Annotated in this window: 10 protein-coding genes; 1 reads left to right on the forward strand and 9 read right to left on the reverse strand. The window is 67.5% G+C overall.

What is annotated here, in order from left to right:
* Positions 1-9 precede the first annotated feature (9 nt).
* The 7 genes from MNR00_RS14910 to MNR00_RS14940 form a co-directional block, all read right to left on the reverse strand.
* Entirely contained in the window at positions 10-6,072 is a 6,063-nt protein-coding gene (locus MNR00_RS14910; protein WP_241926689.1) for an Ig-like domain-containing protein, read from the reverse strand.
* Between the two features lie 201 nt (positions 6,073-6,273).
* A complete protein-coding gene (locus tag MNR00_RS14915) occupies positions 6,274-6,870 on the reverse strand; it encodes a DNA-3-methyladenine glycosylase I (RefSeq protein ID WP_241926690.1) in 597 nt (198 codons plus the stop codon).
* A gap of 4 nt (positions 6,871-6,874) precedes the next feature.
* Positions 6,875-7,273 carry a cupin domain-containing protein gene (locus tag MNR00_RS14920; RefSeq protein ID WP_241926691.1) on the reverse strand — a complete coding sequence of 133 codons (399 nt, stop codon included), beginning with the start codon at positions 7,271-7,273 and terminating at the stop codon, positions 6,875-6,877.
* A gap of 131 nt (positions 7,274-7,404) precedes the next feature.
* On the reverse strand, positions 7,405-9,471 hold the full coding sequence (locus MNR00_RS14925) for an acyl-CoA dehydrogenase (protein WP_241926692.1): 2,067 nt from the start codon (positions 9,469-9,471) through the stop codon (positions 7,405-7,407).
* A gap of 136 nt (positions 9,472-9,607) precedes the next feature.
* Positions 9,608-10,423 carry a MetQ/NlpA family ABC transporter substrate-binding protein gene (locus tag MNR00_RS14930; RefSeq protein WP_241926693.1) on the reverse strand — a complete coding sequence of 272 codons (816 nt, stop codon included), beginning with the start codon at positions 10,421-10,423 and terminating at the stop codon, positions 9,608-9,610.
* A 38-nt stretch (positions 10,424-10,461) separates the two neighbouring features.
* The gene (locus MNR00_RS14935) at positions 10,462-11,145 is read right to left on the reverse strand and encodes a methionine ABC transporter permease (protein WP_241926694.1); all 684 of its coding nucleotides are present in this window, start codon (positions 11,143-11,145) and stop codon (positions 10,462-10,464) included.
* Positions 11,142-11,915 carry an ATP-binding cassette domain-containing protein gene (locus MNR00_RS14940; RefSeq protein WP_241926695.1) on the reverse strand — a complete coding sequence of 258 codons (774 nt, stop codon included), beginning with the start codon at positions 11,913-11,915 and terminating at the stop codon, positions 11,142-11,144. Before MNR00_RS14940 ends, MNR00_RS14935 begins: the two co-directional genes overlap by 4 nt.
* A gap of 93 nt (positions 11,916-12,008) precedes the next feature.
* Here MNR00_RS14940 and MNR00_RS14945 point away from each other — a divergent pair, with 93 nt between their 5' ends.
* Positions 12,009-12,434 carry an OsmC family protein gene (locus MNR00_RS14945; protein ID WP_241926696.1) on the forward strand — a complete coding sequence of 142 codons (426 nt, stop codon included), beginning with the start codon at positions 12,009-12,011 and terminating at the stop codon, positions 12,432-12,434.
* 120 nt (positions 12,435-12,554) lie between these two features.
* On the opposite strand, the gene MNR00_RS14950 is transcribed toward MNR00_RS14945, so the two are convergent.
* Positions 12,555-14,309, reverse strand: a complete 1,755-nt coding sequence (locus MNR00_RS14950; protein ID WP_241926697.1) for a glycoside hydrolase family 3 N-terminal domain-containing protein — start codon at positions 14,307-14,309, stop codon at positions 12,555-12,557.
* 2 nt (positions 14,310-14,311) lie between these two features.
* Positions 14,312-15,616 carry an MFS transporter gene (locus MNR00_RS14955; protein ID WP_241926698.1) on the reverse strand — a complete coding sequence of 435 codons (1,305 nt, stop codon included), beginning with the start codon at positions 15,614-15,616 and terminating at the stop codon, positions 14,312-14,314.
* Between the last annotated feature and the right edge of the window lie 85 nt (positions 15,617-15,701).

Below are 15,701 nucleotides of genomic sequence, written 5' to 3' on the forward strand. Positions count from 1 at the left end.
CCGCCAGCGCTAATTCCATCGAGTGGCGTCGGCTGTGCCCCAGCCTTCGATGCGCACCGAGAGCGCGTACTTGCTGTTGTAGCCGCCGTGCCAGCATCCGGTGTCGACGTAGCCGTTCGCGGGGACGTAGGACGTCCATCCGCCTCCGAACTTCTGTCCGTCCTCGAGGCACGTCAGCGCGTAGTTGCCTGCCGGGAAGTTGCTGACGTTGACCCGCAGGTAGTAGCAGGTGTCCGGCGAGCACTTGCCCGAGTTGGGGCCGGCGCTGGTCCAGGCCTTAGGCTGCGGCTTCGGATCTGTGCGAGCCGACGCGGTATTCGATTCCGGCGAATTCCCACCGGGGCTCGCGACCGCACGCGCCTTGATCGAGTGCGTCTGGTCGTAGCCGTTGCCGGCCGTCGTCGAGCTGGAGACGGCGACGTTCTGCCAGCCTCCGCCATCGATGCTGACCTGCACGGTCACTGGGCGGCCGTTGTCGGAGTTGCTGCCGTTCCAGCTGAGCTTCACGCCGAGTCCGGCGTTCACGGCCGACACCGTCGGCGCACGCGGTGTGCCGTACGGGTTCGCGGACGCGGCGTTCGACGCTGCTCCGACATAGGTCGAGCCGCTGACGGACGCAACTGCCCGCACGTCGACCCGGTAGTTCGTGCCGTTGTTCAGCCCGGTGATGGTCCTGCCATCCCAGTTGCTCTGCCAGCCGCCACCGTCGAGCCGGTACTGGATGCTGATCTCACCGGCCGTCGCACCGTGGCGATCACCCTGTTGGTAACTGACCTGGATCGCACGATCCTTGGGTTCGGCGGTGAGCCCGGTGGGCGCATCCGGCGCCACGACGCCGCGGCGTGCAGCGGAGGCGTCGCTCCAGTCTCCCCAGCCGGCCTTGTTCTCGGCGCGGACCTTGTAGGTGTAGCCGGTCTCGCTGGTGTCGACCACGATGGCCTGGGACCTGGCATCCGCCGGGGCCGGCACGGTGTTGATCAGAGTTCCGCCACGCAGGACCTGGATCTGGTAACCGCGGATCGCGTCACCGTTGATCGACGGCTCGCCCCATCGGACGTCCATCTGCGCCTGCTTGCCGACCGGCGCCAGCTCGGCCGTCGTCGGCTGGGCCGGTGCGAGTGGCGGACCTGCCGGGATCTCGGCGAGCGACCATCCGCTGAAACTCGACGGATCCGGCGCCTTGTTGTGTGCCTGCACACGGACCGTGTAGCTCGCGCCGTTCTCGAGTCCTTCCCAGACCAGCGAGTTGCCTGTCACCCCGGTCTTCTCCGGGGATCCGGACGGCGGTGCCGGCGAGATCTGCAGCGTGTACGAATCCACCGGGGATCCGGAAGACGCCGGCGTGACCCACGACACCTCCAGCGACTTGTCGCCGAACACCAGCGACGGCGCGCTGGGGGTGTCGGGCCGAACGTCGGGCCGCGCCGGCGGGTTGGAGGCCGCAGACGCCGGCCCCTCGCCCACCCGGTTGGTGGCTGTGACCTGGAAGGTGTACTCGACGTTGTTGGTCAGACCGTCCAGCGTGCACGTCGTCGACGTGCACGTCTTGGTGTACGGGCTGCCGCCGACCGAGGTCACGGTGTACTCGGTGATCTCGGCGCCATTGTTCGCGGGGGGCGACCACGACAGCACGACGGTGCGGTCCTGGATGCTCGAGACTGTGGGCTGGCCAGGGGCATCGGGGATGCCCTGGACCAGCACGGTCACGCGGCCGTCGACCTCACGGTCGGCGTCCTCGGTGACGTCCTGGATGCGATAGCGCACCACCACCACCCCGACGAAGGTCTTGTCCGGGGTGATCTCCAGCTTGTCGCCGACGATCTTCTGCGTTGCCTGGCCGCTCTCCAGCGTCGAGGCCACGAGCTTCAACGGCGTCTCGGGGAACGGATTGATGTCGTTCTCGAGCACGGGGACGGTGATCGTCTCGCCCTGATCGGCCTCGTTGACCGAGTCGGGGCTGGCCACCGGCAGGCTGCGGGTCGAGGCGGCGACTGTCACCGTGACCTGTCCCTTGACGGGGTCCGTCGTGCCGTCGTCGATGCGGAGCTCGACAGTGGAGACGGTGCCCTTGCGCGTGTTCGAATCCGCCTCGACGAGCAGCGTGCTGCCTTCGATGCGCGCTGACAGTCCCTTGGAGGGCTGAGCGGAGATCGAGTAGCTGATCTTGCCGGCATCCTCGGGATCGGGATCGGTGGTGAGTCCGGCCAGGTCGAGCGACGTGGCATCCTCACCGGGCGCGACGTCGAGCTGGCTGTCGACGAACTCGGGCTGCTGGTTCTCTGGCGGCAGCACCTCGATCGGGATCGTCAGGGTGGCCTTGCGACCGTTCGGGTCGTCCGGCCCGGTGCCGTCGGTGACCTCGAAGGTCAGCGCGTCGGGTCCGAAGTAGCGGTCCTTCGACGTGTACACGAGCGTGCGCTCGTCCTGCACCAGGTTGGCACCGTCGGAGTTCACCGCGCTCACCTTGCCGGCTTCGGTGATGCGCACGTCGCCACCGCCGGTGACGACGACGTAGTCCTTGAGCGGCAGCACCTTGGTCTCGCCGCTCTTGACCTCGACGGCCTTGGCCTTGGGGACCGAGGGCGGGATCTCCTTCAACGCCGGCACGAAGACGAATGCCGAGGCCGACAGGCCATCCTGATCGGTGATCGTGTACTTGATGAGCTGGCGCTTCTCGCCCACTGTGACGCGCACAGTGCGATCCGGCATGAGCTCCGCGCCCGCATCGACGGCGACCTTCAGCCCTTCGACCGTGCCATCAGGATCCTCGTCATTGGCGAGGATGTCGAGGTCGACGGTCAGTCCGTCCTTGAGGTCGGACTGCATCACGCGGTCGTCTCGGGCGACGGGCACCAGCAGCGGCACGTCCTCGTCCACGGTGATGAACACGGGCGCTGTCGCGTTCGCTCCTCGTGCGTCTCGGATCGTGTACTGCAGCGACGTCTCGGCCTCGCGGTCGGGCACATCGATGACCACGCGGTCGCCCGATACCTCGGCGGTGAGGCCCTCGACCTTGGGCAGCTCGATGCCGTCCTTGACGAGGGCGATCTTGTCGCCGTCCGGGTCGGAGTCGTTGCCGAGCACCGGCACGGCCACCGATCGTCCAGGACGGACGACCACGGCATCCTTCACGGCGTACGGTGCCTGGTTCATATTCTCGGGCGGGGCGATGCCGACGCGGATGCTCGCGGTGCCCTCCTTGCCGAGCCGGTCGCGCACGATGTAGGTGAAGGCGTCCACACCGGTCGAGTCGTCGAACGCCTCGTAGACGAGGTGGTCCTGCGCGACGCTGGAGATGCGGCCCTTGGTCGGGGCGGTCGCGACACCCACCAGTTCGACCGAGTCACCATCGCCATCGATGCCGTCCAGTGGGATCGCGACATTCGCGGACGTTCCGCTCACGGTGCGCACTGTCAGGTCGCGCGGGCTCGGCGCGGCGTTGCGGTCCTTGTCGATGGGCAGGATCTGCACGGTCACGTAGCCGGCGTCCTTCTGACCAAGCGAGTCGACGACCTCATACGTGATGTACGCGGTTCCCGGTTCGGTGCCGGCGCGGAAGCGCACGGCGTCCTGAGAGACGAAGGCTTCGCCGACCTCGGGCTCGACGAGGGGCTCGATCAGGTCGGGAGCGACGTGAATCGCATCGTCATTCGGGTGCGTGTCGTTGGACAGCACCGGGATGGTGACCACGTCGCCGACTCGGACGAAAGCCTCGTCGTCGTTCGCGGTGGGAGGCAGCAGCTTGGAGGCCGCCGGGATCGGCACGACGATGACATCGCCCTCGGCACTCTGCGTGCCGTTCGAGATGCGGTACCGGATGCGGACCTGCTCGCTGAGCGCGCCCTGGTCGGTGATGCGCAGAGTCTCATGGTTCAGCACCGAGACGGCGATGCCGCTGTGCGGCGGGACGGTGACCGATTGCACGACGAGTACGCCGCCCGCCGGATCGGAGTCGTTCGCGAGCACCCCGATCAGTGCTTCCTTGCCGCTCGGGAGCAGGGCGACGTCGCGCACTGCCACGGGAGGCTGTTCGCTCTCGCTCTTGCCGAGCACGTCGACGCGCACGATGCCGATCGCGCTCTTCACGCCGGCCGAGGCGAGGTACTGCACGTAGTAGGTGCCCTCGGTGGGGGACTGGAACGTGAGTTGCTTGTTCGGGCCGTCCATGGAGACGGTGGCGCCCTTGACCTCGTCGACATGCGTGAGACGCAGGGGCTCGCGCCCGGCGCTGGTGTCGTTCGACAGCGGAGAGACCGTGACGGCCTGGCCCACCCTGGTGACGACGTGGTCGGCGTTGGTGCTCGGGTCCATCGAGCCCTGCGGCTTGACGGTGATGTAGAAGGTGCCGCTCGCCATCTTGCCCAGCGAGTCGGAGACCGAGATCTCGATCTTCTTGCGACCCTGCAGACTCGCGACGGCGCGATAGGTGATCTGGCCGTCGGTGGTGAAGTCGACCTCGTCTCCGGCTGCCGCCGTCACCGATCGCAGGAACACATCATCGCCGTCAGGGTCGAGCCAGTCCGGCAGCACGTTGTACGAAACGGTTCCACCGGACTCGACCGCGAGCTTGGTGACGCGCTTCGGCTTCGGTGCGCCGTTGGTGCTCCAGTCGTGCACGTTGACGGTCACGTCCGCGGTGTCCTTGCCGCCGCGGCCGTCGTCGACCTCATAGCGGAACGTCGCAGAGCCACTGGCGTCTTCGTCCGTCATGATCTGCAGCGCGCCGCCGTTGAGGATCGGCTGCACGTCGCCGACCGACGGCTGCTTCTCAGCCAACGAGGCGACCAGCACATCGCCGTCAGGGTCGTTGTCGTTGTCGACGACGGGGAGCAGCGTCGTTCCGCCTGGACGCACACCGAAGCGGTCGTTCTCGGCCGTCGGCGGGGTGTTCTTCTCCTTGCGGTCGGGCAGAGTCGTCTCGACCGTCTCCTCGGTCGTCTTCTCTTCGTCCTCCTCCTTGCCCTCCGGCGGAGTCAGAACGCTCCAGTCGTCGACCTGCTGCAGGCTCTCGTCCGCCAGCCATGCGGCGCCGGTCAGCGCGTCGTTCAACACGATGACGTCGCGGTTCACCCGGAAGATCAGGCTGTCGGCCTTCTCCCCACCGGGGATCTTCTCGTTCACGTCCGACGCGTCGCCCGCACAATCGCGCACGAATCGCCCCGAGCCTGCCCACGCACCGTAGGTGCATCCGCGCAGCGAGACCGGGTTGGCCGGGTTGCCCTGGCTGTCGGTCGAGACCTCCTGCACATCGCCGCCGTCCAGCGGCACGTGCACGAGGCGCGAGGTGGTGGCCAGAGTGACGGCATCCGCTGCATCCGACGGGTACTGCAGCACCGCAGCATCCGCATCGTCGATCTTCGTCTGGAACCCGCCTGGTGTCTGCACCACTCCCGTCACAGGATCGAGCACGATGGGCACGTCGCCGACAGCCGTGATCGTCGGCTGCGCTCCCTTGCCGAGTTCGCTCAGCGACGACTTCGCCGTGCTGATCTCGCCCTGCGCATCGATCTTCGCGGTCACGACCTCATGCTTGCTCGCAGAGACGGCGAACACCGTGCCGTCGCGGCCGACCGTGACGTCGGCGTTCTTGCCGAGCTTCACCAGCGGGTCCGCCGCCTTCAGGTCGAACCCGGAGAGCTCGCTGACCTGCTTCACCCAGAGAAAGCCAGAAGTGCGGTCGAGGATGGCTGTGGTGGTGCCGCCGAGCGCGACCTTCGCATCGCCGGGGATCGGCGCGCTGTCGGTGAGCGCGACCACGGCCGGATCCACCGCGGTGACGGTATCGTTGCCGCCGTCCACGACGAGCACATTCTTCTCGTCCTGCAGGATGTCGAATTCCTCGCCGCTGGTGCGGAGGCCGCCGTCGATCACCGTCGACGCACTGTTGAAGTGCCCCACCATCAGGCTCGACGTCTTCGTCAGCCACACACCGGCGTCATTCAGGTCGACCTTCGTCGTCGGCAGGCCGTCGTAGGCCATCGCCATGCCTGTGAGTGTGACGGTGCCGATCACCACGCCTGCTGTCGACGCGAGAGTCTTGGGGTGCTTGCGCATCCACTTCATGGCCCTCATGCGGGGAGTCCTCCTGTGATGTTCATCGCTTCGTTCACCAGGCCCACGTACCGCGTATACCCAGCACCATTGCAGAAGGGCGCGCTGCACCACATAGACGAATCCCCCTCCGCTGGCGCTCGCGACGCGCCGGGGTAATACTACCTGCGATATTCTGCGAGGCCCGTCCTGCGGCATGGGGAGAAGTACCCATGCCCCTTTTCAGGAGTCCTGCGCGCGCCAGCAGCCCTCGACGTGGTCGTCCACCATTCCCGCGGATTGCATCAGCGCGTACATCGTCGTCGGCCCGACGAAGCGGAAGCCGCGCGCCCGAAGAGCCTTGCTGAGCGCCGTCGATTCCGAGGTGACGGCGGGGACGTCGCCGAGTTCGCGTGGCCGAGGGCGGTCGGATGCTGTCGCAGCGTCACGCACCGGTGCAAAAGACCACATCAGGGCGTCCAGGTCGCCGTCCGCCATGTCGCGGACGATCGCGGCGTTCGAGATCGTGGCCTCGATCTTCGCGCGGTTGCGGATGATCCCGGCATCCGACATCAAGCGCTCGACGTCGTCGGGGCCGAATGCGGCGACGATCTCGGGATCGAACCCGGCGAACACCTCGCGGAAGCGGGGGCGCTTGCGCAGGATCGTGATCCAGCTGAGACCGGCCTGGAACCCCTCCAGCGCCATCTTCTCGAACAGCGACCTGTCGCCGTGCAGCGGCCGCCCCCACTCCTCATCGTGGTACCGGCGATACTCGTCGTCGTTGCCGACCCAGCCGCAGCGGGCGAGGCCGTCTGAGGCGGTGAGCAGCGAGCTCATCCGGTCAGGCATTCCAGGGGTACGGGCGGTCCTTGTCGAGTTCGGCGTCCCTGCCGACATCCGCCAGGGCCATTCCTGCGGAGCGCACGCACAGCCAGCGCAGGGCGGTGGGGCTGTCGGGCAGGCAGCGCAGCGCGTGCATCACGCCCGGAGCCGCGCGAACGACCGTACCCGCTTCGAGTGGCACGACCTCGTCGTCGAGAACGATCTCGCCGCGGCCGTCGATGACGATGTAGATCTCCTCGAGTCGAGCGTGCGAGTGCCAGTACGGCGACTCCCCGCCGGGCTCGGTGGTGTTCACCGAGATGCCGGCGAACTGTGCGCCGATCTCCTTCTCGATGAAGTGCTTGCCCTTGTCCCCGCCCCAGGCGTCGAGGGCGCCGATCTGCGTCACGTTCGTCATGCACTCAGGCTAGTGGCCGCTTCATGGGCCTGGCACCGCGCGTACTCCTTCCGCGGGAATGTACGCCTGCCGCGGACGGATTCATCGTATTCATCCGCGACAGGTGCACAAGTCCGCGCGAAGCGCTCAGTTCAGGCGCGCTTCTGCTTCTTCTTGTGCAGAGCCTTCTCTGACACCGGCGCTTCTCCGGATGCCTGCAGCGCCGCGTAGTGCTCACGCGCCTCATCCTGCCTCTGCTGCTCAGCGCCGCTCGCGATGGGTGCGCGCACGTGCTCCGGCTCCCAGCCGAACGCGTTCACCAGGTCGAGGGCGTGCGGCCGCAGTCGCTGGCAGAGGCGGTCGATGTAGCGCGAGACGGATGCTGCCCGCTGGGCCGACAGGCGCCCATTGATCAGGTACCAGGCCAGGTGCTTCTCGATCAGCTGCAGTCCGAACAGGTCGCGCAGCCACGTGAGCACCTCCTTCGTGCCCTGATCCTCTTCTGGGACGGTGTTGACGGCGTCGGTGAACGCCTCCCACTGCAGCAGCTCGCCGTGGGCGCGCGCGGCTTCGATGAGCTCGGCCTGGTTCTCGTTGAACAGCTTCTCGCCGAGGACCTTGTCCTTGCCTGCCGGGCGCAGGCGGCCGGCGATGTCGGCGACCATCTGCTCGACCCGGTCGGCCAGCAGCTCGTGCTGCTGCTCTTCGCGCAGGCCGTACTCGACGGAGCGTGCGGTGGAGCCGAGGTCGGCGACGGCCTGACCGAACTGGCGGAGCCCCGCGCCGTGGAAGACCTTGCCAGCGGTCTGCAGTGCGGCGTAGCGCGCGAGCGCCGCAGCATCCTTGTCCTTGAACTGCGCGGCGAAGTCGGTGAGCAGCCGCTTGCCGACCAGCTGCAGCAGCACGTTGTTGTCGCCCTCGAACGTCACGTAGATGTCGAGATCGGCGCGCAGCCCGACCAGGCGGTTCTCGAACATGAAGCCGGCGCCGCCGCAGGCCTCACGCGCCTCCTGCAGGGTGTCCAGCGCATGCCAGGTCGACAGCGGCTTGAGTGCCGCAGCGAGCGTCTCGAGATCCTCACGGTCGTCGGGGGTGTCGGTGCGTCCCGAGAAGACGCCGTCGAACTTCTGCAGGAACTCGTCGTGCGCGAACAGCTGCGCGTAGGTCGTCGCCAGGCGCGGCAGCAGGCGACGCTGGTGCTTGCCGTAGTCGAGCAGCACGGTCTCCTGGCCGTTGGCGCCGTCGAACTGGCGGCGCTGCGTGGCGTAGGTGATCGCGATGTGCAGGCCGAGCGCAGATGCCCACGAGGCGGCGCCGTCGAGCGACACCCGACCCTGCACGAGCGTGCCGAGCATCGTGAAGAAGCGGCGGCCAGGGCTGTCGATCGAGCTGGTGTAGCTGCCGTCGGCGGCGACGTCGCCGTACTTGTTCAGCAGGTTCGTCCGCGGAACGCGGATGTGGTCGAAGGAGAGCCGGCCGTTGTCGATGCCGTTCAGTCCGCCCTTGAGCCCGTCGTCCTCGCGCGTGATCCCCGGCAGGTCGTCGCCGTCCTCGTCGCTCAGAGGCACATAGAAGCAGTGCACGCCGTGGTTGACGCCGTTCGTGATGAGCTGCGCGAACACGGTCGCCGCGATGCCGTGCAGCGCGGCGTTGCCGAGGAACTCCTTGGTCGCGCCGCGGAACGGCGTGTTGATGACGAACTCCTCGGTGGCCGGGTCGTAGGTGGCCGTGGTGCCGACGGCCGCCACGTCGGAGCCGTGGCCGATCTCGGTCATCGCGAACGCCCCTGGAATCTCGAGGCTCATGATGCCTGGCAGCCACTTCTCGTGGTGCTCGTCCGTGCCCAGCTGCAGCACCGCAGAGCCGAACAGTCCCCACTGCACGCCCGCCTTGATCTGCAGACTGGGGTCTGCCGCCACCATCTCCTCGAAGCCGGCGACGTTCGCGCCGTTGTTCGCTTCGCCGCCGAACTTCTTCGGGAACGCGCGGTGCACGGCGCGGTTCTGCACCAGCAGGTGCAGTTGCGAGAGCACGCGCTCACGGTGCTCGTGCATGCCGAGGCTGTCGTCGCGCCAGAACGCGGAGTCCTTGATCAGCTCGCGGGACTGCCGACGGATGTCTGCCCAGGTGCCGAGCAGAAGATCGTTCACGCGCTCGACGTCGATGTGCGGTTCGGACTGGTTCGAGGTGGATGCGGGACGGACGGCGGCGTCGACCATGTTGAGTCCTCTCGGTGGACGGTGGGGATCCCCCAACGGTAGGACTTCAACAATAACTCTCGAAGTGACCTGTAGGGGTCTCACAACAGCATCCGCTGGCGACGCCGCCGGTCGTTGTCAACTCACGACAGAATCGTCACCACGCGGTCTCGATCGTGCCGTTCGATTCGATGACCTCTCGCGCCTGATCGCTCGTGAATGCCTTCTTCAGCGCGGCGGTGGCCGCGGAGTCGGCGTCCTTCTGCTGCACGACGAGGTTCAGCGCGAACGTGTCGTCGAGCTCGGTGATCAGGCCGTCCTTCTCAGGCGTGAGCCCGAGTGCCTTGATGTGCGATGGCCACTGGAAGACCAGGTCGGCCTCTTCGTATGCGGCGTTCAGCGAGGCGATGGGCACCTGCAGGAATTCGAGGTTCTTCGGGTTGTCGGTGATGTCCTTGACCGTCGATGCGTACGGGTCCACCGCCGGGTCGAGCGTGATGATGTCGTTGCCGGCGAGCAGCTTCAGCGCGCGGCCGGTGTTCGACGGGTCGTCGGGGATCGCGACGGTCGCGCCATCTGGCAGGTCGGCGATGTCGTCGAGCGTCTTGGAGTAGAACGCGATCACGAAGTTGTACACCGGCTGCACGCCGACGAGCGTGCCGTCGTTCGCCTCGTTGAACGTCTGCATATAAGGGATGTGCTGCGAGAAGTTCGCGTACACGTCGCCGCTATTCAGGATCGTGTTCGAGGTGACGTAGTCGCCGACCTCGACGAGCTCGACCTCGTATCCGTCCTCGATGGCCTCGCCCGCCGCCTCGACGACGTCGGTCATGGGCGACATGACCGCCGCGACCTTCAGCACCTTGGGTGCGGCGTCGCCGGCATCCGACTGCTCTGGCGAGCCGGCGCAGCCGGTGGCGACCAGCGAGATTCCGATGACGGCTGCCAGCAGACCGGCACGTGACTTCTTCATTGCTCTGTTCTCCTTGATGGGACTTGCAGGTTTGCGGCTCAGCGGTGATCGAGCCGGACGGACGTGCGGTGGCCGATCGCCTGGATGGCCAGCACGCACACGATGATGATGACGATCACGAAGTACATCAGGCTGTCGTTGTACTCCTGGTAGCCGTAGCGCATCGCGAAGTCGCCGATGCCACCTCCGCCCACGACGCCGAGCACGGTCGAGTACGACAGCAGGCTGATCGCGGCAGAGGTGAGCGCGTAGACGAGACCTGAGCGGGCCTCGGGCAGCAGCATCAGGAACACCGTCTGCGGCACGGTGGCGCCCGATGCCTGGGCGACTTTCGGGATGCCACGGGGGATCTCGCGCAGGATCTGCTCGGTGAGCCGCGCGTAGATCGCGACGGCGACGACGCACAACGGCAGAGTGGCGGCCTGGGTGCCGAAGCTCGTGCCCATGACCAGCCGTGTGAACGGGATGAGGAACACCGCCAGCAGCAGGAAGGGAAATGAGCGGACGACGTTGATGTAGAGGTTCGCGATGGTGTTGATCGCGCGGTTCTGCGCCAGTCCCCCGCGCTCGGTGAGGTAGACGATCGTGCCGAGCGGCAACCCGATCAGCACCGCGGCCAGCAGCGAGACCAGCATCATGTAGCCGGTCTCGGCGAGCGAGGTCGCGATGTCCTCGCCGTACTCGGCGAGCAGATCGGTGAACCAGGTGACGACTCCGGTCACGACTTCAGCTCCCGCTTGACCTGTTCGTAGTAGGTCGGCAGCGAGCGCGTGCCGGTGCTCTGCACGGCGAAGACCTCGCGCAGGCGTCCCTTCTCGAGCAGCGCGGCGCGGTCGCAGATGGCCTTGACCACATCGAGGTCGTGGGTGATGACGACCACCGTCGTGCCGAGTTTGTCACGGGCATCCGACAGCACCCGCAGCACGTCGCCGGTCGTCGACGCATCCAGTGACGAGGTCGGCTCGTCGCACAGCAGCAGCGACGGACGCGAGACCAGGGCGCGCGCGAGGCCGACGCGCTGGCGCTCGCCGCCGCTGAGCTGGGCCGGGTAGTGGTCGGCGCGATGGGCCAGCCCGACGAAGGAGAGGATCTCGTCCACGGCGGCGTTCTGCTGGCGTCGAGTGGAGCGCCGTCCGCCGTCGCGGCGGGCGAGGCGCAGCGGCAGCCGCACGTTGTCCCGCACCGTGCTGTTGCTGAGCAGGTGCACGCCCTGGAAGACGATGCCGATGTCGCGGCGCAGGGCGCGCAGCGCTGCCCTGTCGAGGCCCGCGACGTCGGCGCCGTCGACCTCGACGGCGCCCGCGGTGGGTGAGCCCAGGCCGTTCACGAGTTCGAGCAGGGTCGATTTGCCCGCGCCGCTCTCGCCGATGATGCCGAGGATCTCACCGCGTCGGATGCTGAGATCGATGCCGTCGAGTGCGGGCGGCGCATCGTCGCGGAACTGCTTGGTGACGTCGCGGAACTCCACGAGCGCGGGGGTGGCAGTGGCCATCGCGGTGGATCGACTTTCGGATCGGGGACGAGCGCGGCGGCCCCGAAGAGGGCCGACAGCCCTTTCTGTACGCGATCCAATTATAGTTCAGGTATGGCATTGAGGTACCGGACGGAAGCGATCAACACAGACGGCGGCGATGCGAGCAGCCGGGTCTCGGACGGCATGGAGGTGTCGGTCTCGTCGCCGCTCGGCCCGAATCCGGACCCGGATGCGACCAACCCCGAGCAGCTGCTCGCCCTGGCCTGGGCCACCTGCCTGAACTCCACCGCGCAGGCCATCGTCAAGCGCCAGCGCCGCACGGCCGTGCGCATCGAGGTCGAGCTGCACTCTGTGGAGAACGGCATCGGCTACGAGTTCCACGTCGACGCCTTCCTGTCGGCCGAGGGCGCCTCGCCCGAAGAGACCGCCGACCTGCTGGCGGCTGCGAACGCCCGCTGCCCTGTGTCGAAACTGCTGGCAGGTTCGTCGACCGTCGCCGTGCACGCCGAGTCCTACACCGCCGCGCTTCCCGTATGAGTTTCTGTCGCCTGATCACCCGATAGGCGACAGAAACTCATACGGGAGCGAGCAGCGGGTGCCGTTCTGAGCCCGGAACCGGCGAGGGCCGGAGCCGGCGTGAGCTCTGCCGGCGTGAGCTCAGATCGTCAGCCCGTGGCCGAAGCGGAACAGCGGGTCGGCGGTGTCGAACGGCACGTCGGGACGCGAGGCCTGCACCGCGGCCATCGACCTGGGCAGGTCGAACGGCAGACGCCCCTTGGCCTCAGCGGCACCCGTCAGCACATCCAGCAGGGCTGCGCTCGAGGCGCCCCAGTTCACCGTGAGGGCTGCGACAGCATCCGAGATCCCGGTGAGCACCGCCGGACGATCGGCGAGCACATCCACGATCGTCGGCACGGCCGCCGCCACCTCGCGCACGTGCGCGACGACGTCGGGAGCAAGCTCGAGCGAGCCGGCGTGGAAGAAGTTCTCGAACACGCTGCCGCGGTCCTCGAACGGCGCCTGCAGACGCAGCACGGCGACATCCGCCTCGGCGGGCGTCGCGACGACCTCACCGTACGCGCCGGCGACCTCGGCGTCGATGCCCTCGACGTACAGCCGCGCGCCGCGAGCGATCGGCAGGGCGCCCGCGTTCGTCAGGACGGTGATGGATGCCCGCTGCGCGGCCTCTCCGGCAGTGCGGAAGTCCTCGCGTCCGACGATCCCGTTCGCCGCGGCCTCATCGACCAGCGCGTTCTCGAACAGACCGAGCGCGAACTTCTCACGGAGGAGTCGGCGTGCCGAGACGTCAAGGCGCTCCTCGGTGACCTCGCCCTCGGCGACGAGCTCGAGCAGCAGCTCTGGGCAGTCCTCTCCGCCGAATTGGTCGGCACCGGCATCCAGCACCTTCTTCATGCGCTCCTTCGGCGTGAGGTGCTCGACGCCCCACGCCCGCGCCGGGAACGGGTGCCCGAAGATCTCGGCGTCGTTGATCAGCCCCCAGTCGGTGCAGACCACGCCGTCGAACCCGAAGCGCTCGCGCAGCAGCCCGGTGATGACCGACTTGTTGAAGCCGAAGCCGACCTCTTCATGCTCGGTGCCGACGGGCATGCCGTAGTACGGCATCATCTGCCTGGTGCCTGCCGCGATGGCATCCTCGAACGGCTTCAGGTGCAGCTCGAACTCGCCGCCGGGGTAGACCTGCTCGCGACCGTACTCGAAGTGCGGGTCCTCACCGTCCTTCTGCGGGCCGCCGCCAGGGAAGTGCTTGGTCATCGTCGAAACCGAACCCGGTCCGAACGACTCGCCCTGGAACCCGCGGATGTACGCCGCACCCAGCTGGCCTGCGAGCTCGGCATCCTCACCGAAGGTAGCGGTCTGGCGCGCCCAGCGCGGCTCGGTGGCGAGATCGACCTGCGGGTGCAGGGCGACGCGCAGGCCGACGGCGGTGTACTCCTGGCGTGCGATGTCGGCGAAGCGCTCGACGAGATCGGCATCGCGGATCGCGGCGAGGCCCAGCGTCTCGGGCCACTGCGAGAAGGGACCGGCGAGGATCGATGCCCCGGGGTTCTCGCTGAACGAGTGGCGCGGATCGGTCGAGAGGGTGACGGGGATGCCGAGGCGAGTGGATGCTGCCAGCTGCTGCACCTGGTTCTGCCACGCGGCGATCTCGCCGCCGGTCGGTGCGGCGCCCAGCAGGTTGAAGTGCGACATGCGCTTGCCCTCGACGAACTCGCGAGCTGTCGGCGTCTCGAACACCGGGTTCTTCTCGTCAAGCCCGCCGATGGCGATCATGGTGTGGAAGAAGAGACCCGCCTTCTCTTCGATGGTCATCGCATCGAGCAGCAGCTGCACGCGCTCGTCGATGGGCAGGTCGGCGTTCAGCCAGGGCCGCTCGGCGGTGATTTCGGTCATGGTCACTTGACTCCCTTGATTCGGTAGACGAGCACCGCTCCGGCGAGCGCGACGAGCGCTCCGAAGAGGTACCACGTGGTGTAGCCGCCGATCGGCGTGGTGGCGCCGAACGCGATGATGGCTGGGGCGATCGCGGGGGCGATCGACTGCGGCAGGGCATTGGCGATGTTCAGCACGCCGAGATCCTTGGCAGTGTCATCGGGGTTCGGCAGCACCTGCGTCGCGAGAGCGAGGTCGACTGAGAAGAACGACCCGGCGCCGAGTCCGATGATCGCCTGGGCGATGATGAGGACGGGGATGCTGGGTGCGACGGCCAGGATGACGAGGCCCACGACCATGATCGCGCCCGCGACGGCCACGAACGGGCGGCGCTTGCCGACGCGGTCGGAGAGGATGCCGCCCAGTGGCGACGAGATCATCATGGCCGCCATCGAGGCGAGGTTCGCCAGCAGGATCGTGCCGATGGCATCCTGCTCGCTGAGCTGGAACCGCTCGACGAGGTAGAACGGCAGGAAGGTCGCGATGCCGGCGTAGCCGAACATGACGAAGAACTTCGTCAGCCAGGTCCATCCGAAGTCGGGGTGCTTGACGGGGTTGAAGACGAACGAGCCGAGGAAGGCGCCGATCGTGAGGCGCGCGGTGGGACGCTCGGTGAGCACGCGATCCTTCAGCATGAGCGCGAAGATCACGGCCAGCACTGCGGCGATGACGGCGGGCACGACGAAGCGCTCGAAGTCGCCTGGCAGGTAGTTCATCAGGAAGCTGCCGCCGAGGATGCCGAGCGGGGTGGTGATGCCGACGATGCCTGACACCTTGCCGCGGCTCTCGACGGGAACCTGGTCGGGCAGGGTGGCGTTGGCGGCTGCGAGTACGGCGTTCATCGCGGCCTGCACGATGCACCACGCGAGGAGCACGATCCAGATCGACGTCGCGAGTCCGATCAAGGCGAATCCGGCGAGACCGACGACGGCACCGCCGACGATCCACGGCCGGCGCATGCCCCAGCGCGAGGTGGTGCGGTCGGAGAGACGCCCGGCGAGGGGGTTCGCGAACAGCGCGAACAGCGCCCCGACGCCCAGCACGAGACCGAGGTTCGCCTTGGCGGTGTCCGCATCGGGTGAGAGGTGCTGGATCTTGAACGCCATGGAGACCATCACGGGTGTCAGCAGCGCGAGGAAGATGCCGAAGTTCACGCCGGCCAGGCCGAGGGTGAAGCCCCGGGGCGTGCGCGTCGGCGTCGTGCCTGGAGCCTTGAAGCCGGTGGTGCCGGCAGCAGCGGCCTGAGCGGCCGGTGACATCTCTGTCATGGGAGTCCTTTCGGGCGGGATGTCGCGTCGCCTCTGACGCGTCGGCGTCCACTGTACTCCAAACCCGACCAATTGGTAACTGAAT

The sequence above is a fragment of the Microbacterium sp. H1-D42 genome (assembly GCF_022637555.1).
Classification (GTDB): domain Bacteria; phylum Actinomycetota; class Actinomycetes; order Actinomycetales; family Microbacteriaceae; genus Microbacterium.

Bases quoted from the DNA above. Each gene is read 5' to 3' on its own strand.
- MNR00_RS14910 (WP_241926689.1), bottom strand. From the start codon at position 6,072: ATGAGGGCCATGAAGTGGATGCGCAAGCACCCCAAGACTCTCGCGTCG.
- MNR00_RS14915 (WP_241926690.1), bottom strand. From the start codon at position 6,870: ATGAGCTCGCTGCTCACCGCCTCAGACGGCCTCGCCCGCTGCGGCTGG.
- MNR00_RS14920 (WP_241926691.1), bottom strand. From the start codon at position 7,273: ATGACGAACGTGACGCAGATCGGCGCCCTCGACGCCTGGGGCGGGGAC.
- MNR00_RS14925 (WP_241926692.1), bottom strand. From the start codon at position 9,471: ATGGTCGACGCCGCCGTCCGTCCCGCATCCACCTCGAACCAGTCCGAA.
- MNR00_RS14930 (WP_241926693.1), bottom strand. From the start codon at position 10,423: ATGAAGAAGTCACGTGCCGGTCTGCTGGCAGCCGTCATCGGAATCTCG.
- MNR00_RS14940 (WP_241926695.1), bottom strand. From the start codon at position 11,915: ATGGCCACTGCCACCCCCGCGCTCGTGGAGTTCCGCGACGTCACCAAG.
- MNR00_RS14945 (WP_241926696.1), top strand. From the start codon at position 12,009: ATGGCATTGAGGTACCGGACGGAAGCGATCAACACAGACGGCGGCGAT.
- MNR00_RS14950 (WP_241926697.1), bottom strand. From the start codon at position 14,309: ATGACCGAAATCACCGCCGAGCGGCCCTGGCTGAACGCCGACCTGCCC.
- MNR00_RS14955 (WP_241926698.1), bottom strand. From the start codon at position 15,616: ATGACAGAGATGTCACCGGCCGCTCAGGCCGCTGCTGCCGGCACCACC.